This window comes from Phaeobacter sp. JH20_37 (assembly GCF_048056015.1).
GTDB lineage: Bacteria > Pseudomonadota > Alphaproteobacteria > Rhodobacterales > Rhodobacteraceae > Phaeobacter > Phaeobacter bryozoorum.
The window spans coordinates 249,314-274,558 of the sequence record NZ_JAYMWW010000022.1; the positions used below are offsets into that span (position 1 = coordinate 249,314).

Consider the following 25,245-nt stretch of genomic DNA (forward strand, 5'->3'; position numbering starts at 1 on the left):
GCTATTTCTCGGCTTCTGCGTTTCAGGTCTGCGATCCCGTCCGAAACCGGCCGGTGGCTGTTTACAGCCCGTCTGGCGGTTTGTCGGGGGTATACTGGAGTAACCATTGTGACTGTTTCATTTGGGGGGCGCGCGGCAGTGACCGCGCTGATTATGGCTGTCGGCCTCGCGGCTGCGGACCGGGTTGAGGCTCAGGAAGATGCGGGGTTTCTCGCCACCTCACTGCGTTATTCAGAACGGATGCTGGACCGTCAGGAAGATGTGACCAACAAGGTCGCCATTGCCCTGCGCGCGCGGCAATCGGGGCAGCTCGGGGTCAATCGGATCACCTTTGGCGGGCGCTTCTTAGGCACGGTGATCTATGAGAATACCAATACGCCCGGCAAATTTCCGATCCTGTCGCGGCTGCCGCCGACCCACACCAGCGGCACCACCGATACCTATGGTGTGATCAATGATATCTCGCTGATCGCGACCGCCACCACCCCGCTGCTGACAGCGGTTGTGCAGGGCGAATATACCGAGGTCGAATATCCCGGCCAGAACGACATCCAGCTGCGCAAGGCCTGGCTGGCGGTTGGTGATCTGGACCGGTCGCCCTTTTATCTGGCGGTTGGGCGCAAGACGGTGAATTTCGGCAATTTTGCCAGCTATGCGCCCTTCACCCATACCCATAACAGCCATTACTTCTGGGCCCAGACCAAGGATCCGCTGATCGAGATCGGTTATATCACCGAGCGTACCGAACTGGCGCTGTCGATCATTCGCAACCACCGGGGCAACCGGGTGATCAGCAGCCCGAAGAACGATGATCACTACACCAATTACGCGCTGAACGCCTCCCATCGCATTCCGCTGGCCAATGGTATGGGGCTGAAACTGGGGGCCGGTTTTCTGCGCGGCACGATCTACGACAGCACCATTGCCCATCATCCCCCCGGAAGCGGCATCGACCGGGGCTGGAACGGCGCTTGGGATATTCACGCCACCCTCAGCGCAGAGCGCTTCGACGTCATGGCCGAGTTCACCCAGACCACCGACCGCTGGCCTGCCACCGATCACAAGGTCAGCGCGCTGACGCTGCAGGGGCGCTACCGGGGGGAGGTGCTGGGACGTCCGGCGGTCTATTCACTCTCCGCCAGCCACGGGCGGCAAGGCGCCTCCGGCACCGAATGGGAGTCGATGTCGCAGATCATCCTCGGGATGGAGGTTGCGCTGGCCCCGAATGTCACGCTGGGGGCGGAATACCTGTTCAACGATGGCTTTGTGCCGCTGATCCTGCCCCGGCGCACAGGCGATGCCAGCGTGCGCTCGCATAGCGTCATTCTGGGCGCCAAGCTCACCTTCTAGCGGGTGGGCACCAGCGCGGGCAGGGCTTGTCCTGCCGCCTCTGGCCAGTATATCTGGCCTGAATACAGGCGCCACGCCGCCCCGGCGGTCAGTGATGCGAAGGAGAGATTGCCCCATGGGTGCCAAGACCCTGACCTGCCTCAGCTGTGCCCAGCTGAACCGCGTGCCCGAGGACCGTCTGGCCGCCGGCCCCAAATGCGGCACCTGCGGGGCTGCGCTGATCCCCTCGACGCCGGTCGATGTCGACCCGGCGACCCTGCAAAAGGCCGCCGCGCAGGATGACCTGCCGCTGGTGGTGGATTTCTGGGCGCCCTGGTGTGGTCCTTGCAAGATGATGGCCCCGGATTATGCCAAGGCGGCAAAAACGCTGCAGGGGCAGGTGCGGCTGGTCAAGCTGAACACCCAGACCCATCAGTCCACCGGCGCACGCTACCGGATCAAGGGGATCCCGACACTTGTCCGCTTTGTGCGCGGCAAGGAACAGAAACGGCAGGCAGGCGCCCTGCGCGCAGGCCAGATCGTGAGCTGGGCGAAGGGATGAGCCGGAGGCTCGGCTGATATCGAAACGCGGATAAGGGGGCTTTGGCCCTGCGGTTGGCTCAGGTCCTGCGGTCGGCTCAGGCCATGCGGTGGGTTTCATCCCCGTCCGGCGGCATCATCGGGCGCAGACCCGGCGGCAGATGCAGCATTGCAAGCATGGTCACAATGGCGGCGGTTGTGCCAACGGTGGGGTAGAGCAGCAAACTATACCAAAGTGGCAGCGCATAGAGGGTATAGGCGGCGACCGCAGAGAAAATCCCTGCAAAAGTACCGACAATGATCCCGATCCATGCCATGTTTATACCTCTTAGGTTGAGTCGCATTTAATCTACAATTTTTCAGGCAGAGTGCAACTCTCTGTGTTCGAGCAAGATAGCTCAAATTGTCTTTAAATTTGGTTAACATCGGGGATGGCGCAGGTGATGGGATCTGCTGAATTGTGTGTAATACTATGATTTCAATTGAAAATATCAGATGGATGCGCGATCTTCGCTGCGGGTGTGGAAGGTATCAAATTGATGTATCCTGCGAATTTTGCTCTGGGCGTTTGCGCGGGAAGCCGCCGCTTTTTAGAACCAGCGCCACGGTGAGGCCGACGCCAAGCAGGCTGCTGATGCCACTATAGAGCAGAAGAAGCCCCCAGATGGGCAGGTTGTACGCCACATAGTATATCACCGTGACCATCATCGTCACACCGGTACTCGTCAACATCGCCAACCAAGCCATATCACCCTCACTCAACTGAGGGGAAATTGCCCTGAAACAGGCGATGCAATCAATATGTCTTACGGTCAGATGGCGAGTATATTGGTATGTGTTGCAGCTTATTCTGGCATTATGGCCGCGACGGGCTGTTCTGGTGCGCATATCGCACGTATTTGACCCGTGGAGTGGTCGGCTGCGGCGGAAATCAGGCCCGCGCGGGTTTCGCCGACAGCCCCTGATGTGCTCCGTGCGCCCGCTTGTCCCCGGCCTTGTCCGCCAGCGCATCGCGGGCGGCCTTTTGCGTCCACAGCAGCAGGATGGCCAGCATCGCCGAGGGCACTCCGAACAGCGGATAGAGCAGCAGGCTCATGCCGAAGGACAGGCCGATCAGCGTATAGCCCAATACGGCCGCATTCAGCCCGCCAATGACGCCTACCAAGATCCCGATTCCTGCCATGCTCTCACCCTTCTGTGGTTCGCCGACGGGCACAGGCCCCGGCAAATCTCAGAATAGGGTTAATTTTGTTCAAATTATGCCGGGGTCATGGCGGCTGTGGGAACGGGTTGGTTCCGACAAATGGAAGACGACGATCTGGAAAGCCGGATAAGAGGCGACGCCCGCCTCTATTAAGAGGGCGACGCCGAATAAGCCGTTTGGGGAAGGAGTGATTTGAAGACTTCAGGGGGTGAGCTGGTATCGCATCACCCCCTGAAGCTCACTTATCGCACGAACTTCTTGTGCTTCAGACGCTTGGGCTCCAGCGCGTCGGGGCCCAGGCGGCGTTTCTTGTCTTCTTCGTAGTCCTCGAAGTTGCCCTCGAACCACTCCACATGGGCGTCGCCCTCAAAGGCCAGAATATGCGTACAGATCCGGTCGAGGAAGAAACGGTCGTGCGAGATGACCACGGCGCAGCCGGCGAAATCGACCAGTGCGTCTTCCAGCGCGCGCAGGGTTTCGACGTCCAGATCGTTGGTCGGTTCGTCAAGCAGCAGCACGTTGCCGCCCTCTTTCAGCAGCCGCGCCATATGGACCCGGTTGCGCTCACCGCCCGACAGCAGCGACAGTTTCTTCTGCTGGTCGCCGCCCTTGAAGTTGAACGACGAGCAATAGGCGCGGGAGTTGACCTGCGCGTCACCCAGCTCGATGATCTCGGCGCCGCCGGAGATGGCTTCCCAGACGGTGTCATTGTCGTTCAAATCGTCGCGCGACTGGTCGACGTAGGACAGTTTCACGGTATCGCCATAGCTGACGCTGCCCTCATCGGGCTGTTCCTGGCCGGTCAGCATCCGGAACAGGGTCGATTTACCCGCACCGTTGGGGCCGATCACGCCGACGATGCCGCCGGGGGGCAGGTCAAAGGACAGGTTCTCCACCAGCTGCTTGTCGCCGTAATGTTTGGAGATGCCCGAGACCTCGATCACCTTGGACCCCAGACGCGGGCCGTTGGGGATGACGATCTGGGCGCGGGTCAGTTTCTCGCGCTCGGACTGGCTGGCCAGATCGTTATAGGCGTTGATCCGGGCCTTGGATTTGGCCTGACGCGCCTTGGCGCCCTGACGCATCCATTCCAGTTCGCGCTCCAGCGTCTTCTGCTTGGATTTGTCTTCGCGCGCTTCCTGCTCCAGACGTTTGGCCTTCTGTTCCAGCCAGCTGGAATAATTGCCCTCGTAGGGGATGCCGCGGCCCCGGTCCAGCTCGAGGATCCAGCCGGTGATGTCATCCAGGAAATAACGGTCGTGGGTGACGCAGAGGATGGTGCCCTTGTAGTCGATCAGATGCTGTTGCAGCCAGGCGATGGTTTCCGCATCAAGGTGGTTGGTCGGTTCGTCAAGGAGCAGCATGTCGGGGGCTTCAAGCAGCAGCTTGCAGAGCGCCACGCGACGGCGCTCACCACCAGACAGGTTGGCGATTTCGGCATCATCCGGCGGGCAGCGCAGCGCCTCCATCGAGACGTCGATCTGGCTGTCCAGATCCCAGAGGTTCTCGGCGTCGATCTTGTCCTGCAGCTCGGCCATTTCCTCGGCGGTCTCGTCCGAGTAGTTCATCGCCAGCTCATTGTAGCGATCAAGAATGGCCTTTTTCCCGGCGACGCCCAGCATGACGTTTTCACGCACGGTCAGGCTTTCGTCCAGCTTCGGCTCCTGCGGTAGATAGCCAACCTTGGCGCCCTCGGCGGCCCAGGCCTCACCGGTGAAATCGGTATCGAGCCCGGCCATGATCTTCATCAGCGTTGATTTACCGGCGCCGTTGACGCCGACAACACCGATTTTCACACCGGGGAGAAAGGACAGGTGGATGTTTTCAAAGCATTTCTTGCCACCGGGGTAGGTCTTGGAGACCCCCTGCATGTGGTAGACGTATTGATAGGCAGCCATGAGACAGCTCCGTGTAAGGGGGGAATTTGCTGGCTGGTGTGATAGCGGATGGGAAAGGCGGGGGCAATGCGGGATGCAGGGGCGGGGGCGCGGGGCGTGCACGCCTGCCGCCATGATCGCAAAGACTGGCGGGGCGGCTTTCACAGTTTCGCAACCAGAGCCTGCAACAGCTGATTGATCTCTCTTGCAACTATGTGCATCAAGGCAGGCATGATGCACCGCTTGCCCCATATTCCGCCCGGTACCACTGTTGGCCTTCTGGGCGGGTCCTTTGATCCGCCGCATCAGGGGCATCGTGCCATCTCGCTGGCAGCGCTCAAACGCTTTGGGCTGGATCAGCTGGTCTGGCTGGTGTCGCCCGGCAATCCGCTGAAGGCGCACCCGCCAGCGCCGCTTGACCGCCGGATTGCCGCCGCGCGGGCGCTGATGGACCATCCGCGTGTGCAGATCAGCGGGATCGAGGCCGATGTCGGCACCTGCTACACGGCCGAGACGCTGCGCCTGCTGCGGCAGCGCCATCCCGGCGTGCGCTTTGTCTGGTTGATGGGGGCGGATAATCTGGCCGATTTCCACCGCTGGAAAGACTGGCGGCAGATTCTGGACACCGTACCCGTCGGAGTGCTGGCGCGACCGGGTGAGCGGATCTCGGCGCGGCTGTCGCCTGCCGCGCGGCTTTATGCACCGTATCGGCTGAAAGGTGGGCAGAGCCGTCTGCTGGCCCATGCCGAGGCCCCGGCCTGGTGTTTTGTGAATGTGCCGATGGTCAATATCAGCTCAAGCGCGATCCGGGCGCGTGGCGATTGGTCAGCGACGCAGCCGCGCTGAGACCAGACCGGCGCTGATGACCACACACAGACCGGCCCAGGTCAGCACATCAGGCCATTGATCAAAGACCAGCCAGCCGAGCGAGACGGCGGCGATCAGCTGGAAATAGACCAGCGGCGCCAGCCGTGACGCGGGTGCCTGCGCATAGGCAAAGAGCAGCAGCAGATTGCCCAGCATCGAAAACCCCGCACTGCCAAAGGTCAGCGCCGCAGTCGCCAGTCCAGGCGCGGGCAGGGCGGTCAGCCCCAGCGGCAGCGTCAGCAGCGCGCTGATCGACAGCTGGGTCAGGCTCAGCTGCAGCGGCGTGCCAAGATGCGACAGCCAGCGCGAGGTGGTGAGAAATCCGCCGTAGAATACCCCCGCCAGAACCGCCCAGATCAGATTGACCGAGCCCCCCAGCCCGGGCCGCACCACCAGCAGCACGCCGCAGAATCCCAGCGCCATCAGCAGGCTGCGCGCCAGCGTCGCAGGTTCGCGCAGCAGCAGGACGGAGAGCACATAGCTGACCATCGGCCCGACAAAAAAGGCGGCAAACACATTTGCCAGCGGTTCGGTCTTCAATGCGATCTGGATCGACAGGATGCCGCCGCTCAGCAGCGCCGCGCGCAGCCACAGCCGCCAGTCGGCCAGCAGCGGATAGGCACTGCGCAAGGCAAACGGCGCCACCATCGCTGTGCCGATTGCAAATCGAGACCAGGCCACGAATCCCGGTGTCGCCAGACCGCCCGATGTGAGCAGTTTCCCGCAAAGGTCCCCGGCAGGGATCATTGACATGGCGACAAACATGATCATCACTGCCCGTACCATCGCGTCAGCGGTAGCAGGCGGCTCGGTCAAAGAAAAGCCGCCAGTTTGCGGTCGGGGGGCTGTCGGGCTGCGGCATAATAACCTGCCGCATGTTTGCAGAATTGTAGGGGTTTTGAGTAGACTATTGCTGATATGATTTCGCGACGATTTTTTCTGACCTCCGGCCTTGCTTCGGTGGCGGCGCAGACAGCCCTGGCCAATGCGCCGGCTGTTTCTCTGCGCCCGGTGGCACGGGATCCTGCCAGCCTGATCAGCGCCGGCGGCGGGCTGAAGGGGCTCTTGGCGCGCGCGGGCCTCTCTGGGCAGATTGCCTGCGCCGTGGCGGACGTCAAAAGCGGACTGCGGCTTGAGGCCGAGGGCGCCGCGTCAGCCCTGCCGCCGGCCAGCGTCGCCAAGGCGCTGACCGCTCTTTATGCGCTCGATGCGCTGGGGCCGGACCATCGCTTTACCACGCAGATTGTGGCCACCGGCGGGATCAGCGGCGGCGTGGTCGGCGGCGATCTGGTGCTGGTGGGCGGCGGCGATCCGATGCTCAACACCGACAATCTCGCGCGGCTGGCGCAGGCGCTGAAGGCGGCCGGCGTCCGCGAGGTGCGCGGTGCCTTCCGGATCTGGGAGGGGGCGCTGCCGCAGATCGCCTCGATCGACCCGGGTCAGCCCGATCACGTCGGCTACAGCCCGGCCATTTCTGGCCTCGCGCTCAATTACAACCGGGTGCATTTCGAATGGAAACGCGCAGGGCAGGGCTGGGCGGTGACCATGGATGCCCGCACCGAGAAATATCGCCCCGAAGTCTCCGTTGCCACGATGAAGATCGCGCAGCGCAGCCTGCCAGTCTACAGCTATTCCGAACGCAACGACACCGATCACTGGACCGTCGCCAGCCAGGCTCTGGGCAAAGGCGGCGCGCGCTGGCTGCCGGTGCGCCATCCGGGCGCCTATGCCGCCGATGTGTTCCGCACCATGGCGCGCGCCAACGGGATCAAGCTGGGCGCGCCGAAACCGGCCAACGCGCCGCCCTCGGGGCAGGTGGTGGCCCATCACAACAGCCCACCGCTTGATCTGATGCTGAAGGCGACGCTGAAATATTCCAACAACCTGATGGCCGAGATGATCGGCCTGGCGGCAACGCAGGCGCGTGGTGGCCGGCCGCGCACGCTGAAGGATTCGGCGGCGGCGATGAACAGCTGGGCTGCGGCAACCTATGGCATGACCAATACCCGGCTGGTGGATCATTCCGGTCTGGGCGAGGCGTCGCGGATCACACCGGATGACATGGTCAGCGCGCTGGTGGCCTCCTATCGGGACGGGCGGCTGAAACCGCTGCTCAAATCCTTCCCGATGCGCGACAGCAAGGGGCGTGTGCTGAAAGCGCATCCGATCAAGGTCACCGCCAAGACCGGCACGCTCAATTTCGTATCGGGTCTGGGCGGCTTCATGACCGCGACCGACGGCACCGTGCTGGCCTTTGCCATATTCAGCGCCGACCAGCAGGCCCGCGCACGCATACCCCGCGCCGAACGCGAGCGCCCCAAAGGCGCGCAAAGCTGGAATCGCCGCGCCAAAAAACTGCAACAGAGCCTGATCGAACGCTGGGGCCGCGTCTACGGCAGCTGAGCCGTGGAGATGCAAATGCGCGCGGGCGTATCAGGCGTGGCCCGTTACTGGTTTGCTGCTCTGCCACGGCTCCGGCCGATCAGCTTTAACCGCCGGTCAAATCCTGTGCGAGCATCAGCGCGTTGCCGTCGGGGTCGTAGAAGGTCGCGGTTTTGACCATGCCTTCGACCACATCCGTTTCGCCATCAAATTTGACGTTGGCCTGTTCCAGTTTCTGCCGGGCCGACTCCAGATCAGCGCAGCCAAAGACAGGGACGCAGTTTCCCGGCGCGGGCTTCGTGTGCTCGCCAAGGCCGATTGCGACTCCGGGCGTGTTGGTTTGAACCTCGGACCAGCCTGCCTCGTCAGCATGATAGAGCAACTCAAAGCCCAACATGGTTTCGTACCATTTGGCGCTGGCGTGGCGATCCTTGACCGACATTGCGATGGTGATGGTTTGATCTACTGAAACGAGTGACATGGGCTTTCCTTATGAGCTAAAATATACTAACTATACTTTATGGACATAATGACGCTTGTCAACATCACATCCAGGGCCTGGGCAATGCCCATTCTGTCGAGCCTCAGTTCCGGTATCGCCGGGCGGCAGGCGCCGTTGCTGGCTGCGACCGGTGCCAGCCGGACCGCCTTTGCGCAAAGTATGGATCATTTGATTGACCTTGGCCTGATTGAGCGCAATCCGGGCTACGGTCATCCGCTACGCCCCGAATTTCGGCTCACTCAATCAGGCGCGGCAGCCGCAGCCATCGCTTGCAAGATCCACGATGTCGCGTGCGAGGACGACCGGCCCCTGCTGCGCCGGTCATGGACCTTGCCGGTTCTGACAACGCTTCACAGACCAAGTCATTTCAGCGACATCAAGCGAAACCTGCCGACAATAACGGATCGGGCCCTGTCGCAGTCATTGAAATCAATGGAAGCAAAAAGCTGGGTGTGCCGCAGCGTGGATGGTGCGGCCCGCCCGCCCCGGTCCATCTATCACGCGGTGAACACCGGTGGTCTGATAAGCCGGGTCATGGCCCCAGAATTCACCGGCATCTAGACAACAGGCGATTTAGTCACAGGTGGCTGAGGTCGGGCAAGCCCCCGCCTCGCGGCCCCTTGAGCGCGTGAGTGTTCGCGGCCGTTCTCTGGCCCCGGCAGCGGATCTTCTGTGGGGTTCGCGCCCGGTGCTGCCGTGGTGCCTGCCTCAGACCATATGGCGGGCGCGGGCGCCGCGCTCAATAGCGGCGGCGTGCAGCCGGTCGATATTCAGCTCATAGCGGATTTCTTCCAGCAGCCGCAGCTCCGACTCGGCAAGGCTGCCATCGGCCGCGGCCACATCGCAGGCCAGTGCATAGGCGGTCTCAAACAGCCGCTCGGGCAGATCCTCGCGGATCAGGCCGAACAGCGCATCCAGCCCGTCCTCCTGCTCAAAAAGGTCAAACACCGTCTGCGAGGTGCGGTTCATCCGGTCGATGTCGTAATCGGCAAAGACCGGCAGCATGTTGACGGCGGATTGGATTTTCACCAGCTCGGCGGTGCGGATATTCTCATCCGAGGCCGAGACCGCCACCATCAGCGCAACGAGGCAATCCTGCGGGGTAAAGGGGTGGGCGGTCTGGGTGTTCATTGTGGGATTCCAGTAAATTGGCACGGGTTCGTGAACAAGAATAGGCATCCCCCCCGGCCCAATCAACGGGTCAATGCGTCACCGGGTGAAATCCGCTGCCGCCTCCCGCTCTTCACCGGTGCGGCGAGGGGCGCGCAGCAGGCGGGGGCGGGGCGAGGGGCCAGCAGAATGCAGGCCGCTGCGGGATCGCCCGCCGGGACCGCGCAAATCGCGCGACATTGGGGCCGTTTGGGCGCTGTTGGGGCGCTATTCTGGTGCTGAAACACTGCGGTTTCTTGACACGTATCGCCGCTCACCATAGGTGAGGCCGACCGGGTGCATGGGGCGCCCGGCAGTGGTGAGCCGCCTGCAGTCACCGGCGCCCGAGACAGCGCCGCAGACGGGGGGCTAGCAGTCCGACCGGAGCCACCTCCGGTTGCCGATGGAGAACATGATGTCTGATCTGCGCGAAGAAGCTCTGAAGAGCAAAGCCTGGCCGTTTGAAGAAGCCCGCCGGGTTCTCAAACGTTATGCCAAGGGCGCGCCGGAAAAGGGCTATGTCCTGTTCGAAACCGGCTATGGCCCCTCCGGCCTGCCGCATATCGGCACCTTTGGCGAGGTGGCCCGCACCACGATGATCAAGAAAGCCTTCGAGGTGATCTCGGATATTCCGACGAAGCTGATCTGCTTTTCGGATGATCTCGACGGGATGCGCAAGATCCCCGGCAACGTGCCAAATGCCGACAGCCTGCAGGACCACCTGCAAAAGCCGCTGACCTCGGTGCCGGATCCCTTTGGCGAATACGAGAGCTTTGGCCATCATAACAACGCCATGCTGCGCCGGTTCCTTGATACCTTCGGCTTTGAGTACGAGTTCTATTCGGCCACCGAATTCTACGGCTCCGGTCAGTTCGACGAGATCCTGAAGCGCGCCGTCGACAAATACGACGACATCATGGCGATCATGCTGAAGTCCCTGCGCGAAGAGCGCCGTCAGACCTATTCGATCTTCCTGCCGATCCACCCGGACACCGGCCGCGTGCTCTATGTGCCGATGAAGAAGGTCTGCGCCGAGACCTATACCATCACCTTTGATGACGAGGACGGCAAGGAATGGACCCTGCCGGTGACCGGCGGCAACGTGAAACTTCAGTGGAAGCCCGACTTCGGCGCCCGCTGGGCGGCACTTGGCGTTGATTTCGAGATGTACGGCAAGGATCACTCCACCAATACGCCGATCTATGATGGCATCTGCCGGGTGCTGGGCGTCCCGGCGCCGGAGCATTTCACCTATGAGCTGTTCCTCGATGCCAACGGTCAGAAGATCTCCAAGACCTCGGGTAACGGGATTTCCATTGATGAATGGCTAACCTATGCCTCGACCGAGAGCCTGGCCTATTTCATGTATCTGAAGCCCAAGACGGCCAAGCGGATGCACTTCGATGTGATCCCCAAGGCGGTGGACGAATACCACCAGCAGCTGCGCGCCTATCACACCCAGGATCTGAAGGGACAGCTGAACAACCCGGTCTGGCACATCCACGCAGGCGATGTGCCGCAGTCGGATATGGTGGTGCCATTCTCGATGCTGTTGAACCTCGCTTCGGCCTCCAGCGCCGAGGACAAGGCAACCATGTGGGGCTTCATCAACAAATACGCCCCCGACGCGACGCCAGAGAGCAATCCGACCATGGATCAGGCGGCGGGCTTTGCGGTGGCCTATTTCAACGATTTCGTGAAACCGGCAAAGACCTATCGCCTGCCCACCGATCAGGAGCGTGCGGCGCTTCAGGATCTGGCGGATGCGCTGAAATCGCCCGAAGCCGCGCTGGCCGCGATAGCCAAGAAGAACGAGATCGCAGGCAGCACCGACCCGCTGCCCGAGGCCGATTTCGCGGATGAGGAATTCCTGCAATCCGTTGTCTTTGCCATCGGCAAGATCCACGGGTTCGAGCCGCTGCGCGCTTGGTTCTCGGCCATCTACGAGGTGCTGCTGGGCGCCACGCAGGGGCCGCGTTTCGGCGGGTTCATCGCCCTTTACGGGGTCGAGGACACCATCACGCTGATTGATCAGGCGCTGGCGGGTGAGCTGGTCTGACTCCGCAGCCATATGTCAACGGAAGGGCGCCTGTAACGGGCGCCCTTTTTGTTTCGGGCAGGGCGCAGCGGCGCGGCAAAACAGGCAGCGGTGATTGACCGCGCCCGCGCCGGGGCTAGCTGACAGGGGCATCAGAGGAGATCTGCCATGCGCAAGTTTTTGTTGATGAGTGTTTCTGTCGCCCTGTTGTCGCTGCCGGTTCCGGGCGCCGCCGAGGGGCGCGATAGCGCGATAACCGGGGTGATCGCAGATCAGATCGCCGCCTTTCTCAGGCGTGATTCCGAGGCCGCCTTTGCCCATGCGTCGCCGATGATTCAGGGGCTGTTCGGCAATTCCGAGCGTTTTGCACAGATGGTGCAGTCGGGCTACCCGATGGTCTGGCAACCGGATGAGGTGCGCTATCTGGGGCTGCGCACCGTGGCCGGTGGCCTGTGGCAGCGGGTGATGATCACCGATCCAGAGGGGCGGGTACATCTTCTGGATTATCAGATGGTTGAGACCCCGGCCGGCTGGAAGATCAACGCCGTTCAGCTGCTGACGGAGGATGCGCCCGCGACCTGATCCATCGCCTGATTCTCCCCCCCCGGTGCATACCCTGCGAACGCCCCTCTGAGGGCGCGTTAAACCCCGTCCTTTACAACCCTTTCCCTGAGTGAACCGGGCTGCGGCCTGATCAGCCGGAAACGGCGGTATTAGAAAGGGTGACTGATGAACATAGCGATCACTGACGGCGTAGAGCTGATGCCCCCGGCCTTTGCCGAGGGGCTCAACAACTGGTCCAGCGGCAATGGCACACCGGGGTCGGACACCTATCAGGGCGCGGCCAATGCGGCCTTTGTCGCGGCGGATGCCGATTTTGGCGGCTGTCTGGAACTGCAAAAGACCGCTTCGGTGCAGAAACTGCGCAATATGACCCGCACCATGCTGACGCCGGGCTGCTATTTGCAGGTCACCGCGCGGGTAAAGGCGGTCAGCGGTGCCCTGCCAACCGTTCGCATCGCGGCCTGGGCCGGGCAGTCGGGCGGCGGTCATCTGGGCGGCGTGGTCGAGAGCGGGGCGGGCACCAGCCTGTCGACCTACGGAAAAGTGGTTGAGGTATCGGCTATTATCGGCACCGGCAGCCGCAATGGCGTCGATATGGCCTGGGGGCTTGAGGGGCGCTTTGCCCATGTGGGGCTGGATCTGATCGGGCCAAATGGCGGCGTGGTGCGGGTCGATGATATCGAGGTACGCGATGTCACCGGGGTCTTCCTGCGCAATATGATCAGCTTGGTGGATGTGACCGACTATGGCGCAATCGGTGATGGCAGCACCGACAATACCGCCGCCTTTGAGGCGGCTGATGCCGCGGCCGCCGGCCGTCGTGTACTGGTCCCTGCGGGGGAATTCTACCTCGGCAGCACCGTGTCGATGAACCATGAGGTCCAGTTTGAAGGCACCGTCCGCATGCCCACCAGCCGGATGCTGCTGCTGACCCGCAATTTCGATTTCCCCAGCTATGCCGCGGCTTTCGGGGATGAGGAACTGGGCTTCAAGAAGGCGTTTCAGGCGCTTTTGAACAATGCCGACCATGAATCGCTGGATCTGTGCGGGCGCAAGGTCACCCTGCGCGGACCCGTCGATATGCAGGCGGCGGTCCCCAACAAGACCAGCTACGCGACCCGCCGGGTGATCCGCAACGGCCAGCTGGAGGCTGCCGCCAATGCCGCCTGGGACACCGATACCATCACCGCTCAGGCAACCTATAGCACCAGCGCATCCCGCAAGCTGACAAATGTCGCCAATATCGCCAATATTCCCGTTGGCGCGCTTGTCGAAGGCAGCGGCGTCGGGCGCGAAATCTACGTCAGGGACAAGAACGTGGGCGCGGGCGAACTGACCCTGACCGCGCCGCTTTATGATGCGGTGGGCACCCAGCAATACACCTTTCGCGACTTCAAATACATGTTGGATTTCAGCGGCTTCAGCGCGCTCAGTAAATTCGGCATGACCGAGGTCGAGATTCAGTGCGACGGGCGCTGTAGCGGCATTCGTCTGGCCCCGGCCGGCACCGTGTTCAGCCTGGACCACTGCTTTATCTCGCGGCCACGAAACCGCGGCATCACCTCCATCGGATCCGGCTGTCAGGGTATCCTGATCGACAATTGCCAGTTCCTGTCCGATGAAGAGCCGCTGAATGTCGGCGCCCGGCAATCCATCGCGCTGAACGTCAACGCCAATGATGCCAAGCTGCGCAACAATCGCGCCACCAAGTTCCGCCATTTCGCATTGCTGGGTGGCCAGAACCAGACGGTGACCGGCAATCACTTCTTTCAGGGCGATACCGTTGCCGATGGCAGCCGCACCGCCGGTCTGATCCTGACCAGCACCAATTGCGCCTCGACCGTGTCGGACAATTACATCGACAATTGTTTTGTCGAATGGACCAATGAACGCGATGCCCGCCCCGATTTCACCAGCGGCTTCTCCTTCAGCGCCCTGTCGATCACCGACAATGTGTTCCTGTCCGGCGATGTCGCCCCCTGGTTCAGCTACATCGTGGTAAAGCCTTATGGCAGCGGCCATTTTCTGAACGGGATGACCGTGTCGGGGAATAAATTCCGCTCCATCAACGGCACCATCGACCGGGCAGAGCGGGTCGATACCAGCTTCTCCGACCTCGATTTCAGCCGCACCAGGGATATCTTCTACGAGGGCAACACCTATCACAACGTCTCAACCGCGGTGGCCAACCCGCTCAGGATTGAACATGTGCAGGGCAGCGCGGCCACGACCTGGACCGTCGACACCCAGGATGCGCTGCCATTTCGCGGTCAGGCACGGGGCATCGACAGCGTCGTCGCCATTGGCCCGGTAGAGCTCGGCGGCGGCGCCGATCGCCATGCTATGCCCTATGCCAAGCTGCGCGTCGGCAGCCGTCGCGATCAGGTCCAGCTGGTCTGGCCGGAGGCGGTGCGCGGCACGGTGCAGGTAACGGTGCGTGTGGACAGGTGATCCGCAGCGCTGGGGTCAGAACCGGTGCCAGATCGCCAGTTTGATCCCCAGCGCGCGTGTTTCGGCGCGCTTGTGCTGGAGGCCGATCACCAGCTCCGGCGCGCTCTTTCCGAACCGCTTTGCCAGTGGCAGTCGCAGGCTGGGGGTGATGGAAAAGGACAGCGGCGCGCCCGCTGTCCTGCTGGTTTCCACCTGCAGCAGCGGCGCCAGCTTGCCGGGGCGGTTCAGCCCCAGCGTGGCATCCAGTTTCCAGGTCTGCTGCCGCCCCTTGCTGCGCCATTCATGACCCAGATCCAGAGCGATCCAACCCGACAGCGGCCTGCCTTTCAGGGCGATGTCGAACCCGCGCCCATAGGACAGGGTGATCCGCTGCATCGGCGCCCAGACCCCGCTGCTCTGATTGGCCCCCAGCGCCAGCTCCACCGCGGTATTTGCCTGTCCCAGACGGGGCAGGGGGTGGCGCAGAAACAGCAGCGCATGGGCGGAGCTGCCGCGGCTGACATTCAGATCGGCGCCGAGGGTCCAGCGCGGATGCAGGCCAAATTCCCCGTAAAATCCGATCTCTGCCGGCAGGCGCTGCCCCTCGCTCAGCCCTTTCAGCGCGGCCAGGTCGCGGCGCAGCGTCAGGCTGGTCGCGCTGAACCCCTGACCCTCCTGCTGCAACCACGCCCCGGCGGAAACCGAGGCCAGCGGCATCAGGCAGAGGGCAAGGACAGCCAGTAAGCGTAGGAACCCGTGCAGCATAAAAACACTTTAAAGTTGATTTTATTTTTGACCACTCTTTTTCTGCGTCTGTTGGACAAGGATCGGCGATCCTGCCGGAACGGGCAAAAACCTCTGCCGGATTTCCTCAAACCGGCGTAGGCTGGAGATGGACAACGGAGGAAGCCATGCCGACGATAGCGACCAATACCGAAACCCAAACCGTGATCACCACCTTTGAGATGACGCCGGGCACCTGTCAGGATCTGCTGGATGCCCTGACCGAAGCCTATGCGGAGTTCATTTCGCATCAGCCGGGCTTTATCTCTGCCGGGCTGCATGTGAATGACGCCCAGACGCGGATCGCCAATTATTCGCAGTGGCGGCGGCGGGAGGATTTTATGGCCATGCTGCGCAGCACCGAGATGCGCAACCGAAATCGCAAGATCAACGAGCTTTGTCGCAGTTTTGAACCGGTGATGTATGAGGTTGCCGCAACCTTTTGATCTCTGGTGCGTTTCCCTGTTGTACGCGGCTGATCTCGATCAAGGCAGGCCGGTGGGCGCGGCCTCATGATGGGGGTGCCGCAGACAGAGGAGACCGCAAATGTATCATAATATTCTTGTCCCGATTTCGTTTGATCCCGACCGCGATGTGAGCGCCCCGCTAAAGCTGGCGGGGCTGCTGGCCACGCCAGAGGCCCGGATCACCCTTCTGCATGTGGTCGAACAGGTGCCGGCTTATGCGATTTCCTATATGCCGGTCGATTATCTGGAGGGCACACGCAAGGCGCTTCAGGCTGAGCTGGACGGCCTGGCCCAGACATTGCCCAACGCGACCGGGCTGCTGATTGATGGCCATTCCGGTCGTTCGATTCTGGACTGGGCCGAACAGAACGCACCCGACCTGATCATCATCGCCTCGCACCGGCCGGGGATGCAGGACCTGCTGCTGGGATCGACCGCCACGCAGGTGGTGCGCCACGCGGCCTGTGCGGTGCATGTCGTGCGCTGAGACTTGCGGTTTTTTGACGCGAGGCCAGCAATTCGTCGCCGACAGGCTTGTCCCGCGCGGCAGCCGACCCCACTTGGATTGCAATCAGGTTTAGCGAGGAGAAAACGATGCAATGTCCAATTGACGGCGCCCAGCTGGTAATGACCGACCGGGCCGGTGTGGAAATCGACTATTGTCCGCAATGCCGGGGTGTCTGGCTTGATCGCGGTGAATTGGATAAAATCATCGAACGGTCCAGCCAGCCAGCGCCGCAGCCGCAGCCCCGGCAGCAGGACAGTTATCGCCCTGAAAAACGCGATTCAGACCGGCATTATTCGGAAAAACGCTACAAGAAAAAACGAGGTGGCTTTCTTGAGGACCTGTTTGATTTCTGATCTAAAAAATGCAGAAAACCGCCTTTTGTAAATAAGGGCGGTTTGTTCATAGCTGTCTGGTGAGATGCGCGGGCAGCCTGCCGCACCACTTAGTGCAGATAAAAATATGCCCCGGCGCCATGATCTGGCTGCCGGGGCATTATCTAACGCACTGTTAGATATGAGCTTTGCTGCCGCGTGGGCCTGCGATTAGCCATGCGATCAGGCCGATCACCGGCAGGACCAGGATGACAAGGGTCCAGATCACCTTGGCTGCGGTCGATGCGCCGGATGTCAGGACCTGGTAGATCGCGTAGAGGTCAGCGATAAGAATAAGCAGACCAAGAAGACTGTAACCCATTTTCTCTCTCCATCAATTTTGTTCTGTCTGCTCAACCTTTCAGACGCCAGAAAGGTTCCGCTAAAATTTTTGGGAACCTTTTTGTGAGGTGGGTTGTTTGCTTCTCGAACCATCACTGAGATGTATCGCAATCTGAAAGGAACCACGCTATGAAAACCGCTACCGGAATTATTATGGGTATTGTTGCTGTAATCGCCATTGCGGTCGGCATCTACATGGTCGACGTCGACCAGACCGAAGAGGCAAGCCTGCCTGACGTGGATGTCAGCGTCGAAGGTGGCAACCTGCCGAAATTTGATGCCGAAGTCGGTTCCGTCTCCATCACCGAGGAAACCGCCACCGTAAAGGTTCCCGACGTTGATGTGACCATGGAAGAAGCCGAAATCTCGGTGCCCGGTCTGAAAGTGACCCCGCCGGAAGACGCTGCTGACGAAGTTGCCGCCGAATCCAACTAATGCCAGTCCGCCTGTGACCCGGCATTCACTGCCCCCCGCATTTGCGGGGGGTATTTTCGTTTTGGACCCCTATCCGATCGCCGGTGCTGCGGACCGGGCCGAGGCCGCGCCGCAACGGTGGGCGCCTATGAAAATTTCTTCTGCGATTTGCCGCGATAGGCCCGTGTCCCGGCCTTGCCCGCAGTGGACCGGCCCCGTGATTTGACCGCCGCCTCCGATGCGGCTTCGACGGCGGACTGCCGCGCCAGCGGATCGTCGGAAATCGCCAGATCCACCGCTTCCAGCCGTTTGACCTCGTCGCGCAGCCGGGCTGCCTCCTCGAACTCCAGGTTCTCCGCCGCCTTGCGCATCTGTTCGCGCAGCCCGGCCAGATGGGCCTCCAGATTGGCGCCGTGCATCGGTTTGTCGAGGGTTGCGGTCACGCGGTTCATATCCACATCGCCCGCATAAAGACCGGCCAGCACATCCTCGACGTTCTTTTTCACCGTCGCAGGCGTGATGCCATGTTCAAGGTTATAGGCGATCTGCTTGTCACGGCGGCGGTTGGTCTCACCAAGCGCGCGCTCCATCGAGCCGGTGATCCGATCGGCATACATGATGACGCGGCCCTCGGCGTTCCGCGCGGCGCGGCCAATGGTCTGGATCAGCGAGGTCTCCGAGCGCAGGAAACCCTCCTTGTCGGCATCGAGAATCGCGACCAATCCGCATTCGGGAATATCCAGCCCCTCGCGCAAGAGGTTGATGCCAATGAGCACGTCAAAAGCGCCAAGCCGCAGATCGCGCAGGATCTCGATCCGCTCCAGCGTGTCGATGTCGGAGTGCATGTAGCGCACCTTGATGCCCTGTTCGTGCAGGTATTCGGTCAGGTCCTCGGCCATGCGTTTGGTCAGCGTGGTCACAAGGGTGCGGAACCCATCGGCGGTGACACGGCGCACCTCGTCCAGCAGATCATCCACCTGCATCGAGACCGGTCGGATCTCCACCTGCGGATCCAGAAGGCCGGTGGGGCGGATCACCTGCTCGGCAAAGACGCCGCCGGACTGTTCGATTTCCCAGGCCGAGGGCGTGGCGGAAACAAACACCGACTGCGGACGCATCGCGTCCCATTCCTCGAATTTGAGGGGACGGTTGTCCATGCACGATGGCAGGCGGAAACCATGTTCCGCGAGGGTGAATTTGCGCCTATGGTCGCCTTTGTACATGCCGCCGATCTGCGGCACGGAGACATGGGATTCATCCGCAAAAACAATGGCATTGTCGGGAATGAATTCAAACAGGGTCGGCGGCGGCTCGCCCGGTGCGCGGCCCGTCAGATAGCGCGAATAATTCTCGATCCCGTTGCAATGGCCGGTGGCCTCCAGCATTTCAATGTCAAAATTGGTGCGCTGTTCCAGCCGCTGCGCCTCCAGCAGCTTGCCCTCACCAACCAGCTGGTCGAGCCGCATTTTCAGCTCTTCCTTGATCGAGATCACCGCCTGTTTCAGCGTTGGCTTCGGCGTCACGTAATGCGAATTCGCATAGACCCGGATCTGGTCGAAGCTGCCGGTCTTTTCCCCGGTGAGCGGGTCGAACTCGGTGATGCCTTCCAGCTCCTCGCCAAAGAAGGATAGCCGCCAGGCGCGATCCTCAAGGTGGGCCGGGAAAATCTCCAGCGAATCGCCGCGCACCCGGAAGGAGCCGCGCTGAAACGCCTGATCGTTGCGCTTGTACTGCTGGGCAACCAGATCGGCCATCACCTGCCGCTGGTCATATTCGTCGCCGACCTTCAGGTCCTGCGTCATCGCCGAATAGGTCTCGACCGAACCGATGCCGTAGATGCAGGAGACCGACGCGATGATGATCACATCGTCCCGTTCCAGCAGCGCACGGGTCGCTGAGTGGCGCATCCGGTCGATCTGTTCGTTGATCTGGCTTTCCTTCTCGATATAGGTGTCAGAGCGCGCGACATAGGCCTCCGGCTGGTAATAGTCGTAGAAGGAGACGAAGTATTCGACCGAGTTTTCGGGAAAGAAGCCTTTGAATTCGCCGTATAATTGCGCTGCCAGCGTCTTGTTTGGGGCAAGGATAATGGCCGGGCGCTGGGTCTCCTCGATCACCTTCGCCATGGTAAAGGTCTTGCCGGTGCCGGTGGCGCCCAGCAGCACCTGATTGCGCTCGCCCTCCAGCACACCTTCGGAGAGCTCCTTGATGGCGGTGGGCTGGTCGCCCGCCGGATCGAACTCGGTGTGCATGACAAATTTCCGCCCGCCTTCCAGCTTGGGACGCTGCTGCGGCGCGCGGTCGGCCATCATGGGCATGGATTTGTCGGAATGGGCGTATGGCATATGGCTCTCTCCTGCTAGGGGCAGAGATTGGTCTGTTTTTGTTCTTATTCAAGGGGCTTTTTCCACCCCGCGCCCGGCGATGGCTTCGCAGCGGCGCAAAATGCCGGTCGCTGAGGGTGGAAATCCCGGTTTTTCCTGCCAAACCCGTGCAATCTGCGGCATTTGCCACCTTGCCCGTGATCAGGGTTCAGCGCATATAGGGGGCAGAGATCTGAGAGGAGATATCCCATGCGAGCGCGGATTTATCGGCCAGCCAAGAATGCCATGACCTCCGGTATGGCCAAGACCCGCAAATGGGTCCTGGATTTCGTGCCCTCCAGCGCGCGGGAAGTGGATCCGCTGATGGGCTGGACCTCCTCACATGACACCCAAAGCCAGGTCCGCCTGCGGTTCGACACCAAGGAAGCGGCGCTGGAATACGCCGAGGCCAATGGCATCGACGCCATCGTGACCGAACCAAAGACCCGCAAGGCCAACATCCGGGCGGGCGGCTACGGCGAAAACTTCGCCACCAACCGCCGCGCCCCCTGGACTCACTAGAGTCTGTAAATCGGGGCAAAGTTGTCTCGAAATTGGGGCAAGGATGTTGCGAAGTCGAGCTCCAATCAGCATGTAGGGTGCTCACAGGGTGCCCTGTCTACTTCTAGGGTAGCTGTGGCGGCAGTTGTAAATCGGGATCAAGTTGCGGCCGGATGGTCCACAAGACCCGGCAGACGCAATTTTCTGAGGATACAAGTCGACCCAGTGGGTGCCTTTTTGGGTTCGAAACCTGATCAATTCACAGTCGTGAACGTCAAGCAAAGCTTAGGATTTACACCAAAACTTCGGCAGATCATCTGATAAAGCGGCTCAGTAACACCCATGCCTTGTCAGCATCGGCGCCCTCTCTTGCGACAGACTGCTCCTGATCGGCGGTAAGCACGATTGGTCTGCAGTTAGCCTCATTGCTCAGCGCCTCTAGGAGGCGGAGCCGTACCCAAGGGCTGCTTTACACATTCGTGCTTCGCGCGGCTTCGGCCTGTTGCAGGCGCAGAAATCCCTCCAGACCCCATAGTTGCCATGCAGAGAGACGTGGCAGCCTTGGCTGATGCTGAGGTCGGCACCAAGGGGACCGCGAAGCGCAGTTAGTGACCTTTGCAAAGTCGTGGAATCTGCCAGCCAGACGGAGGTCCTATGCTACACGAGCAACGGATGGAGCAGACCTTCGCCGCAAGTGCAGCCACCAACCATCATCGAACGGACGTGATGCGGGACTTTGCTGCCGTTCGGTCCGGCGGCACGAATCTTGCATTCAAGCAGCAGCTGTCCCACCGCCCTGGCGACCGACAAACAGGTAACTCTTGCGGCCTACTGAAATTGGTTTCCTCGCACGCCCGGCAGTGCTCATGTCTCGTTCCAAGAAAGATTTCCAGATGGTCGGAAAACCGACGTCTACACAAACTGACCCCGGAGCCTCTCGCTATGAGCGAGCGACGACCAGGGGCAGGCCTGCAACAAAGCCTCCTCCAGCCTGAAAATTAAATAGCACTTCCAAGTGTTTTCGCCATTTTGCCACCAATTATTCATACTTTGTCGTCAAAAGTAAGGGCGTGTATGTGCGCCTGTTGATTAGTGAGGAGACGTCGGAGCATGGCAACCTGCAATTTCGTGCCATTACCCAGTTGGTTACTAGGGTGAATAATTAATCCAGGTTACTCTCCAAAAATAGACATGTTGACTTCTCCGTTCACCCGCCATCTGAAGGGAACTCATGACCATGGCCACATATGATCTTCTCGTATTTTCCTGGAATGATATCTTCCCATCTCTTCCACAGACGGGAACTTCCAGTGATCTGGTAGGTCAATCTTTCTCATTGCCTCCAGTATCTGGTGATATTGTTGAATATATTGACCAAGATAGCTTTACGGGAAGTTTTGGGGACCATGGATTCGTCACCAACCGCATCCGGGGGCAGCTTGATGGGCAATCAATCGATAATGGGATGGTTAACCCAGAGTTCTCATATTACATTTATGATTCAAATGGACAGTTCATGGGGGAGATGTATGCAATCACGCTCAACAACTCGAACCTGAGCGATATCGAAGCGTTTACATTCGATTTTAAACCAATCGCAGGAGAAACGTACACGCTTTCAGGAGAGAATCAAACGCCCGCCACTCCATACAGCAACCTATACGTTTGCTTCACATCGGGCACGCTCATAGAAACGCCAGGCGGTCAAATCCCTGTGGAGAGCTTGAAAAAGGGTGACTTGGTATTGACCCGAGACAGTGGGCCACAGCCAGTGATCTGGACGGGTTGTCAGAGCAAGACATACATGTCTTTGTTGTTAAACGAGAAGATTCGACCAATCTTAATTCATGAAAATGCTCTTGGACCTGGAACACCCGAAGTTCCGCTATTGGTTTCACCGCAGCATAGAATTCTCATCTCCTCACCCATCGTAGAGCGTATGTTTGGCGTGAGTGAGGTTCTTCTTGCAGCTAAAAAATTACTGAGCCTTAAGGGGGTTGAACAGATTGTTCCCGATGGCGGTGTAACTTATCACCATATCCTTTGTAAACGTCACGAAATTCTAGTAGCCAATGGCTGCCTTTCGGAAACGCTGTTTCTTGGAACGCAGGCGGTCGAAATATTGTCAAGTGATCAGCTGGAAGAAATTGATACCCTTCTACCCGGCAAAGCTGAAAAAATGGAACTGCACCATGCAGCCCAAGCAGCGAATGTACTATTAGGTAAAGCCAGTCGAATGGCAGTCCGACATAACGAGAACAATCAGCCGTTGCAGCGGCGGGACCTTTACGCCACCAGGGGGTATGAACCCTTAAATGAGATTGGGCGTCATCGATCGTGATCATATCTTACTAGGGTCAGGATTCATAACCAATAGATGACGGTCGCTGCCAGAGCGATGGCTGAGAGGAAGACCTTGGGACAGCGATCATAGCGTGTCGCCACGCGCCGCCGGTTGCGTCGTTTGTCGTATCGAACCGGTGTCTTTCGTTGCTTTCGGCCGGGGATGCATGCGCGTATCCCTTTGTCTTGCAACGCTTCTCGGAACCAGTCGGCGTCATAGCCGCGGTCCCCGAGCAGCCAGTCGACCTTGGGCAGGCTACTCAGTAACGCCCGCGCACCAATGTAGTCGCTGACCTGCCCAGCGGTGACGAACAGGCTGAGCGGTCGCCCGTGGCTGTCGCAGATGGCATGCAGTTTGGTATTCATGCCGCCCTTGGTTCGGCCGATCAGGCGCCCACGCCCCCCTTTTTCGCGGGCATGCTGGTCGCAGTGCGGTGGGCTTTGAGCTAGGTCGCGTCGATCATCACGGTTTTCTCCTCGCCGTGCTCGGCAGCCAGGCCGACCATCATCTGCGCGAAGATGCCTTTCTCGCTCCAACGCTTCCATCGGCTGTAAAGCGTTTTGTGCGGACCATATTCCCGCGGCGCATCCCGCCAGCGCAACCCATCGCGATTAATGAAGATAATCCCATTCAGAACCCGTCTGTCATCAACCCGTGGCTTGCCGTGCGACTTCGGGAAGGATTACCGCTGGAGCCGATCACGGTTGGCCAGGAACACAGGCGCGGCGTGCAGCCAGGCGCCGCATCGCCGCAAGGCGGCTCTGAGCCCAACCTGCATGATTTCCGCTTTGCAGCGAATGGCCAACATCCGCAGCTGATGTTACTTCCAGACTAATCCGAAGGAGCATTGAAATGAAGAGCATAGGGCACCTCGCATGCAGTCTACTTCTGTGCTTCGCAGGCGTCGCTGGGTCGCAAACACCTTCTCAGCATCAAGAGCTGCTAAACACTTTGGACCTTAGCGAGCGTGATCGAGAGGTGAGCGAGAGGATTATCTGGGTTCAGAGCGCATTGATCCCCAACTGTCGAAAGAACTTTGAACCCGCCGCCTGCGATAGCTTGGTGTTTCAGTATATCCAGGCTCCATTCACGCGCGATGAAGCAACTTATGTCATAGACACGACTTTTCTGTCTCACAGCTTGAAGAATCTCCTTGGAAGCTCAACATTTGAGAGCGAGCATTTCTCCGTTCACAAACGTTGCGATGAAAGCGCCCTCATAGCTTTGGATAAGTGGCGGAAATCAATCGATGGGACTGACTTCGAGAATGCTGTTTTTGTTACCTTCTTGTCACCCGATGAACCCTGGTTCTTTTGCTTTCATCGTGACAGATGGCAGGCATCATTGGCACTTGATGAGTCGTCCCAATTTGATTTGGAGTATCGAGAGTTCTGGCTTTGGCACGCTGGTAAGGTTGTAGGACAAGTAGAATGCGGAACCCTGTACCGTCGGCGCTCCGATGCACGGCGGTTTCCACAATGCAAGTTCAAGCTCAATTTTTTAAACGGCGAAGTTCAAATGGAGATTGGCCCGTTCCCAGCCGCCAGTTTGCGAGACGCGATGTTCTCTATCGATTTAATGACGTCCAAATTCTGGCGAAGTATTGAGAGAGACCTTCGCGTGTATGGGGTTCAAAAAGAGCTCTTTTATCGCGAAGTATTGCTTGATCCTGAAGCTGGAGTAGCAATGACTGCAATTGACGCAGAGACGCGCTGATCGTAAAGCGCCTTTTAGAACAAAGCGGTCGTTGCACCAGCACTAGCGAATGACAGCTTCGTCCCGCTGTGTGTGAATTCACCAGGTCCAACACCTCGCAGCCGCAGCGAACGGCAGGAACGGCGGGCCGCGCCGCAGCAGAAACCCTCGGCCAGTTGCGTCAAACGGCTGAGTTTGCAAAGGGCGCTTCTGCGCGTCGCTGACGTCTACACTGATCGCAGTATCGCCTGGATCAATTGTACAGGCTTGAAGGTCCGCTTTCAGGAGACCTTTCGCGCTCGCAGCGGCCCCTGCGCTGCGCCCTGCCTGAATGTCGTGATTGGGCTGACTGGTGTTATCTGGCAGCAGAAACCAAGTGCGGTATCGCTGCAACCGAGCTGCCGCATCGCCGCAAGGCGGCAGTGAGCCCATAGTGAAGAATGCTGCACTCGGATCGAACGGCACCGATGCCGAGCAAAGCGTTTGTTGCGATTGGACTTCACCAGTGTTTCACTACGCCACACAGAAGCCCATTACAGGCTAAGCTTTCCCGATCTCTGGCTTTCACGGACAAG

Annotated in this window: 25 protein-coding genes and 1 pseudogene; 15 read left to right on the forward strand and 11 right to left on the reverse strand. The window is 60.0% G+C overall.

Features of this window, described 5'->3' with window-relative positions:
• Window positions 1-108 precede the first annotated feature (108 nt).
• Both VWZ87_RS19300 and trxC read left to right on the forward strand, forming a co-directional pair.
• A complete protein-coding gene (locus VWZ87_RS19300) occupies window positions 109-1,350 on the forward strand; it encodes a hypothetical protein (RefSeq protein ID WP_416536701.1) in 1,242 nt (413 codons plus the stop codon).
• 115 nt (window positions 1,351-1,465) lie between these two features.
• Window positions 1,466-1,891: a thioredoxin TrxC gene (gene trxC, locus VWZ87_RS19305; protein WP_340547296.1), complete on the forward strand. Its 426-nt coding sequence runs from the start codon at window positions 1,466-1,468 to the stop codon at window positions 1,889-1,891.
• A 76-nt stretch (window positions 1,892-1,967) separates the two neighbouring features.
• On the opposite strand, the gene VWZ87_RS19310 is transcribed toward trxC, so the two are convergent.
• The 4 genes from VWZ87_RS19310 to ettA all read right to left on the reverse strand — a co-directional run bounded on the left by VWZ87_RS19310 (window position 1,968) and on the right by ettA (window position 4,971).
• Entirely contained in the window at window positions 1,968-2,186 is a 219-nt protein-coding gene (locus VWZ87_RS19310; RefSeq protein WP_340547295.1) for a hypothetical protein, read from the reverse strand.
• Window positions 2,187-2,400: 214 nt separating this feature from the next.
• Window positions 2,401-2,601 (reverse strand): hypothetical protein, encoded by a 201-nt coding sequence (locus tag VWZ87_RS19315; protein WP_340547294.1) that lies wholly within the window; start codon window positions 2,599-2,601, stop codon window positions 2,401-2,403.
• Between the two features lie 199 nt (window positions 2,602-2,800).
• Window positions 2,801-3,052 (reverse strand): hypothetical protein, encoded by a 252-nt coding sequence (locus VWZ87_RS19320; protein WP_416536704.1) that lies wholly within the window; start codon window positions 3,050-3,052, stop codon window positions 2,801-2,803.
• Between the two features lie 263 nt (window positions 3,053-3,315).
• Complete coding sequence (gene ettA / locus VWZ87_RS19325) at window positions 3,316-4,971, reverse strand: energy-dependent translational throttle protein EttA (RefSeq protein ID WP_340547292.1); 1,656 nt, start codon at window positions 4,969-4,971, stop codon at window positions 3,316-3,318.
• Window positions 4,972-5,181: 210 nt separating this feature from the next.
• Between ettA and VWZ87_RS19330 the strand changes: the two genes are divergently transcribed.
• Window positions 5,182-5,796: a nicotinate-nucleotide adenylyltransferase gene (locus VWZ87_RS19330; protein ID WP_416536705.1), complete on the forward strand. Its 615-nt coding sequence runs from the start codon at window positions 5,182-5,184 to the stop codon at window positions 5,794-5,796.
• Here the strand turns inward: VWZ87_RS19330 and VWZ87_RS19335 are convergent.
• On the reverse strand, window positions 5,776-6,582 hold the full coding sequence (locus VWZ87_RS19335; RefSeq protein WP_416536719.1) for a DMT family transporter: 807 nt from the start codon (window positions 6,580-6,582) through the stop codon (window positions 5,776-5,778). The two genes, VWZ87_RS19330 and VWZ87_RS19335, sit on opposite strands and share 21 nt — an antisense overlap.
• Before the next feature lie 153 nt (window positions 6,583-6,735).
• On the opposite strand from VWZ87_RS19335, the gene dacB reads away from it, so the two are divergent.
• Window positions 6,736-8,220 (forward strand): D-alanyl-D-alanine carboxypeptidase/D-alanyl-D-alanine-endopeptidase, encoded by a 1,485-nt coding sequence (gene dacB, locus VWZ87_RS19340; protein ID WP_416536706.1) that lies wholly within the window; start codon window positions 6,736-6,738, stop codon window positions 8,218-8,220.
• An 85-nt stretch (window positions 8,221-8,305) separates the two neighbouring features.
• Here the strand turns inward: dacB and VWZ87_RS19345 are convergent, their stop codons facing one another.
• A complete protein-coding gene (locus tag VWZ87_RS19345) occupies window positions 8,306-8,680 on the reverse strand; it encodes a VOC family protein (RefSeq protein ID WP_416536707.1) in 375 nt (124 codons plus the stop codon).
• Window positions 8,681-8,719: 39 nt separating this feature from the next.
• On the opposite strand from VWZ87_RS19345, the gene VWZ87_RS19350 reads away from it, so the two are divergent.
• A complete protein-coding gene (locus VWZ87_RS19350; protein WP_416536708.1) occupies window positions 8,720-9,262 on the forward strand; it encodes a winged helix-turn-helix transcriptional regulator in 543 nt (180 codons plus the stop codon).
• Between the two features lie 147 nt (window positions 9,263-9,409).
• Here the strand turns inward: VWZ87_RS19350 and VWZ87_RS19355 are convergent, their stop codons facing one another.
• Window positions 9,410-9,832, reverse strand: coding sequence for a tellurite resistance TerB family protein (locus VWZ87_RS19355; protein WP_416536709.1), 423 nt, complete (start codon window positions 9,830-9,832; stop codon window positions 9,410-9,412).
• A gap of 433 nt (window positions 9,833-10,265) precedes the next feature.
• Here VWZ87_RS19355 and VWZ87_RS19360 point away from each other — a divergent pair, with 433 nt between their 5' ends.
• The 3 genes from VWZ87_RS19360 (at window position 10,266) to VWZ87_RS19370 (ending at window position 14,903) form a co-directional block, all read left to right on the forward strand.
• Complete coding sequence (locus VWZ87_RS19360; protein ID WP_416536710.1) at window positions 10,266-11,909, forward strand: lysine--tRNA ligase; 1,644 nt, start codon at window positions 10,266-10,268, stop codon at window positions 11,907-11,909.
• Between the two features lie 147 nt (window positions 11,910-12,056).
• Window positions 12,057-12,470: a DUF4864 domain-containing protein gene (locus VWZ87_RS19365; RefSeq protein WP_416536711.1), complete on the forward strand. Its 414-nt coding sequence runs from the start codon at window positions 12,057-12,059 to the stop codon at window positions 12,468-12,470.
• A 147-nt stretch (window positions 12,471-12,617) separates the two neighbouring features.
• On the forward strand, window positions 12,618-14,903 hold the full coding sequence (locus tag VWZ87_RS19370) for a glycosyl hydrolase family 28-related protein (RefSeq protein WP_416536712.1): 2,286 nt from the start codon (window positions 12,618-12,620) through the stop codon (window positions 14,901-14,903).
• A 15-nt stretch (window positions 14,904-14,918) separates the two neighbouring features.
• Here the strand turns inward: VWZ87_RS19370 and VWZ87_RS19375 are convergent, their stop codons facing one another.
• Window positions 14,919-15,647: a hypothetical protein gene (locus tag VWZ87_RS19375; protein ID WP_340547284.1), complete on the reverse strand. Its 729-nt coding sequence runs from the start codon at window positions 15,645-15,647 to the stop codon at window positions 14,919-14,921.
• A 146-nt stretch (window positions 15,648-15,793) separates the two neighbouring features.
• On the opposite strand from VWZ87_RS19375, the gene VWZ87_RS19380 reads away from it, so the two are divergent.
• From VWZ87_RS19380 to VWZ87_RS19390, 3 genes are all read left to right on the forward strand, one after another.
• On the forward strand, window positions 15,794-16,111 hold the full coding sequence (locus VWZ87_RS19380; RefSeq protein ID WP_061049879.1) for an antibiotic biosynthesis monooxygenase family protein: 318 nt from the start codon (window positions 15,794-15,796) through the stop codon (window positions 16,109-16,111).
• Window positions 16,112-16,211: 100 nt separating this feature from the next.
• Window positions 16,212-16,619 (forward strand): universal stress protein, encoded by a 408-nt coding sequence (locus VWZ87_RS19385; RefSeq protein ID WP_260098957.1) that lies wholly within the window; start codon window positions 16,212-16,214, stop codon window positions 16,617-16,619.
• A gap of 107 nt (window positions 16,620-16,726) precedes the next feature.
• Complete coding sequence (locus tag VWZ87_RS19390; RefSeq protein WP_340547283.1) at window positions 16,727-16,993, forward strand: zf-TFIIB domain-containing protein; 267 nt, start codon at window positions 16,727-16,729, stop codon at window positions 16,991-16,993.
• A 154-nt stretch (window positions 16,994-17,147) separates the two neighbouring features.
• Here the strand turns inward: VWZ87_RS19390 and VWZ87_RS19395 are convergent, their stop codons facing one another.
• Window positions 17,148-17,333 carry a PLD nuclease N-terminal domain-containing protein gene (locus VWZ87_RS19395; protein WP_340547282.1) on the reverse strand — a complete coding sequence of 62 codons (186 nt, stop codon included), beginning with the start codon at window positions 17,331-17,333 and terminating at the stop codon, window positions 17,148-17,150.
• Between the two features lie 149 nt (window positions 17,334-17,482).
• Between VWZ87_RS19395 and VWZ87_RS19400 the strand changes: the two genes are divergently transcribed.
• Window positions 17,483-17,788 carry a hypothetical protein gene (locus tag VWZ87_RS19400; protein WP_340547281.1) on the forward strand — a complete coding sequence of 102 codons (306 nt, stop codon included), beginning with the start codon at window positions 17,483-17,485 and terminating at the stop codon, window positions 17,786-17,788.
• A gap of 125 nt (window positions 17,789-17,913) precedes the next feature.
• On the opposite strand, the gene uvrB is transcribed toward VWZ87_RS19400, so the two are convergent.
• Window positions 17,914-20,112, reverse strand: a complete 2,199-nt coding sequence (uvrB, locus tag VWZ87_RS19405; protein ID WP_340547280.1) for an excinuclease ABC subunit UvrB — start codon at window positions 20,110-20,112, stop codon at window positions 17,914-17,916.
• 228 nt (window positions 20,113-20,340) lie between these two features.
• On the opposite strand from uvrB, the gene VWZ87_RS19410 reads away from it, so the two are divergent.
• On the forward strand, window positions 20,341-20,652 hold the full coding sequence (locus VWZ87_RS19410; protein WP_416536713.1) for an ETC complex I subunit: 312 nt from the start codon (window positions 20,341-20,343) through the stop codon (window positions 20,650-20,652).
• 1,216 nt (window positions 20,653-21,868) lie between these two features.
• Window positions 21,869-22,972 carry a Hint domain-containing protein gene (locus VWZ87_RS19415; protein ID WP_416536714.1) on the forward strand — a complete coding sequence of 368 codons (1,104 nt, stop codon included), beginning with the start codon at window positions 21,869-21,871 and terminating at the stop codon, window positions 22,970-22,972.
• 23 nt (window positions 22,973-22,995) lie between these two features.
• Here the strand turns inward: VWZ87_RS19415 and VWZ87_RS19420 are convergent.
• A pseudogene (locus VWZ87_RS19420) lies at window positions 22,996-23,654 on the reverse strand (IS5 family transposase); the annotation flags it as partial.
• 299 nt (window positions 23,655-23,953) lie between these two features.
• Here VWZ87_RS19420 and VWZ87_RS19425 point away from each other — a divergent pair.
• Window positions 23,954-24,691, forward strand: a complete 738-nt coding sequence (locus tag VWZ87_RS19425; protein ID WP_416537062.1) for a hypothetical protein — start codon at window positions 23,954-23,956, stop codon at window positions 24,689-24,691.
• Window positions 24,692-25,245: the final 554 nt, after the last annotated feature.

What these genes read in the sequence shown, in the direction of transcription:
- dacB (WP_416536706.1), top strand. Translation starts at nt 6,736, where the DNA reads ATGATTTCGCGACGATTTTTTCTGACCTCCGGCCTTGCTTCGGTGGCG.
- VWZ87_RS19310 (WP_340547295.1), bottom strand. Translation starts at nt 2,186, where the DNA reads ATGGCATGGATCGGGATCATTGTCGGTACTTTTGCAGGGATTTTCTCT.
- VWZ87_RS19330 (WP_416536705.1), top strand. Translation starts at nt 5,182, where the DNA reads ATGATGCACCGCTTGCCCCATATTCCGCCCGGTACCACTGTTGGCCTT.
- VWZ87_RS19315 (WP_340547294.1), bottom strand. Translation starts at nt 2,601, where the DNA reads ATGTTGACGAGTACCGGTGTGACGATGATGGTCACGGTGATATACTAT.
- VWZ87_RS19365 (WP_416536711.1), top strand. Translation starts at nt 12,057, where the DNA reads ATGCGCAAGTTTTTGTTGATGAGTGTTTCTGTCGCCCTGTTGTCGCTG.
- VWZ87_RS19345 (WP_416536707.1), bottom strand. Translation starts at nt 8,680, where the DNA reads ATGTCACTCGTTTCAGTAGATCAAACCATCACCATCGCAATGTCGGTC.
- VWZ87_RS19410 (WP_416536713.1), top strand. Translation starts at nt 20,341, where the DNA reads ATGCGAGCGCGGATTTATCGGCCAGCCAAGAATGCCATGACCTCCGGT.
- ettA (WP_340547292.1), bottom strand. Translation starts at nt 4,971, where the DNA reads ATGGCTGCCTATCAATACGTCTACCACATGCAGGGGGTCTCCAAGACC.
- VWZ87_RS19385 (WP_260098957.1), top strand. Translation starts at nt 16,212, where the DNA reads ATGTATCATAATATTCTTGTCCCGATTTCGTTTGATCCCGACCGCGAT.
- VWZ87_RS19375 (WP_340547284.1), bottom strand. Translation starts at nt 15,647, where the DNA reads ATGCTGCACGGGTTCCTACGCTTACTGGCTGTCCTTGCCCTCTGCCTG.
- VWZ87_RS19350 (WP_416536708.1), top strand. Translation starts at nt 8,720, where the DNA reads ATGGACATAATGACGCTTGTCAACATCACATCCAGGGCCTGGGCAATG.
- VWZ87_RS19320 (WP_416536704.1), bottom strand. Translation starts at nt 3,052, where the DNA reads ATGGCAGGAATCGGGATCTTGGTAGGCGTCATTGGCGGGCTGAATGCG.
- VWZ87_RS19355 (WP_416536709.1), bottom strand. Translation starts at nt 9,832, where the DNA reads ATGAACACCCAGACCGCCCACCCCTTTACCCCGCAGGATTGCCTCGTT.
- VWZ87_RS19390 (WP_340547283.1), top strand. Translation starts at nt 16,727, where the DNA reads ATGCAATGTCCAATTGACGGCGCCCAGCTGGTAATGACCGACCGGGCC.
- VWZ87_RS19395 (WP_340547282.1), bottom strand. Translation starts at nt 17,333, where the DNA reads ATGGGTTACAGTCTTCTTGGTCTGCTTATTCTTATCGCTGACCTCTAC.
- VWZ87_RS19370 (WP_416536712.1), top strand. Translation starts at nt 12,618, where the DNA reads ATGAACATAGCGATCACTGACGGCGTAGAGCTGATGCCCCCGGCCTTT.
- VWZ87_RS19415 (WP_416536714.1), top strand. Translation starts at nt 21,869, where the DNA reads ATGGCCACATATGATCTTCTCGTATTTTCCTGGAATGATATCTTCCCA.
- VWZ87_RS19400 (WP_340547281.1), top strand. Translation starts at nt 17,483, where the DNA reads ATGAAAACCGCTACCGGAATTATTATGGGTATTGTTGCTGTAATCGCC.
- VWZ87_RS19360 (WP_416536710.1), top strand. Translation starts at nt 10,266, where the DNA reads ATGTCTGATCTGCGCGAAGAAGCTCTGAAGAGCAAAGCCTGGCCGTTT.
- VWZ87_RS19380 (WP_061049879.1), top strand. Translation starts at nt 15,794, where the DNA reads ATGCCGACGATAGCGACCAATACCGAAACCCAAACCGTGATCACCACC.
- VWZ87_RS19335 (WP_416536719.1), bottom strand. Translation starts at nt 6,582, where the DNA reads ATGTTTGTCGCCATGTCAATGATCCCTGCCGGGGACCTTTGCGGGAAA.
- trxC (WP_340547296.1), top strand. Translation starts at nt 1,466, where the DNA reads ATGGGTGCCAAGACCCTGACCTGCCTCAGCTGTGCCCAGCTGAACCGC.
- uvrB (WP_340547280.1), bottom strand. Translation starts at nt 20,112, where the DNA reads ATGCCATACGCCCATTCCGACAAATCCATGCCCATGATGGCCGACCGC.